Source organism: Tersicoccus phoenicis (assembly GCF_001968835.1).
Taxonomy (GTDB): Bacteria; Actinomycetota; Actinomycetes; order Actinomycetales; family Micrococcaceae; genus Tersicoccus; species Tersicoccus phoenicis.
Map to the genome: position 1 here is coordinate 1 of NZ_MRDE01000098.1, position 1,266 is coordinate 1,266.

Consider the following 1,266-nt stretch of genomic DNA (forward strand, 5'->3'; position numbering starts at 1 on the left):
GCGGGCCGCGTCGAGCGCCGCGTCTCGGTCGCGGTCGATGGCGTCGGCGTGCCCGTAGTGCACGTCGGCGGGCGTGTGCATGCCGATCCCGGTGTGTCGGTGGTGATGATTGTAGGCGTGCACGAACCCGTCCAGGAACTGGCGCGCGTGCGTCAGCGAGACGAACCGGTCGGGGAAGACGGGCAGGTACTTCATCGTCTTGAACAGCGATTCCGAGTACGGGTTGTCGTTGGACACGTGCGGACGGGACCGGGAGCGGACCACGCCGAGATCGGCCAGCAGCGTCGTGACGGTCTTCGACGTCATCGAGGGGCCGCCGTCGGAGTGCACGACCTCCGGCGTGCCGTGGACACCGAACGCGTCCAGCATCATCTCCTTGGCGAGCAGCCCGTCCTCGCAGGCGTGGACGATGGCGCCGACGATGTAGCGGGAGAAGATATCGACCATCACGTACGCGTCGTAGTAGGTGCCCCGGGTGGGGCCGGCGAGTTTCGTAATGTCCCACGAGTACACCTGTCCGGGCCCGGTCGCGATCAGCTCCGGCACCTTCCGCGCCGGGTGCGTGGCGAGCCGGCGCCGCTCCCGCACCTGCCTGTTCTCGCGCAGCACCCGATACATCGTCGCCACCGAGCCGATGTACTCGCCGCGCTCGAGCAGGATCGCGTAGACCTGCAGCGGCGGCTTGTCGACGAACTCGTCGCTGTTGAGTGTGTCCAGCACCAGCGCCCGCTCCGCGCTCGAGAGCTTGTTCGCCGGGACGGGACGGGCGACTGCTGGTGCCGGATCAGGCCGGCGCGCGCGCGTGACGGCGCGGGTCGCGGTCGCCCGTGCCACGCCGGTCAGCGACGAGGCCTGCCGGGTCGGCACGTCCGCTTCGGTCAGCTCGACATAGGTGGTCATGAGCGCTTCTCCCGCCGCGTCTCGGTGTCCGCGCTCTCGGAGATCTGCTCCAAGAGCGCGTGCGCTTTTCCCATGATCTCCAACGCCGTCCGCGTCATCGACAGCTCCGTCTCGGCCTTCCGCAGCTGCGCCCGCAGGCGGGCGTTCTCCGCCTGCGCGGCGCTGGGGCGGCCGACGGCTTCACCGGGACTCTTCCCCTCCAGCAAGCCCGCGTCGCGCTGCTTGCGCCACTCCGAGATCAGCGACGAATACAGACCCTGCCGACGCAGATACGCGCCGCCCTCACCCGTCTCGCACGCGACCTCGTACTCGGAAAGGTACTTCAGCTTCTGGCCGGGCGTGAACGAGCGGCGACGCGTCGGGCCT

The 1,266-nt window shown here is 69.3% G+C and carries 1 protein-coding gene and 1 pseudogene; both read right to left on the minus strand.

Translation table 11 applies throughout. The features are described from left to right. On the minus strand, positions 1–900 hold a 900-nt coding region (locus tag BKD30_RS15135), incomplete at its 3' end, for a DDE-type integrase/transposase/recombinase (RefSeq protein WP_076705931.1). Then, a pseudogene (locus BKD30_RS16185) lies at positions 897–1,266 on the minus strand (hypothetical protein); the annotation flags it as partial. The gene BKD30_RS15135 and the pseudogene BKD30_RS16185, both read right to left, overlap by 4 nt.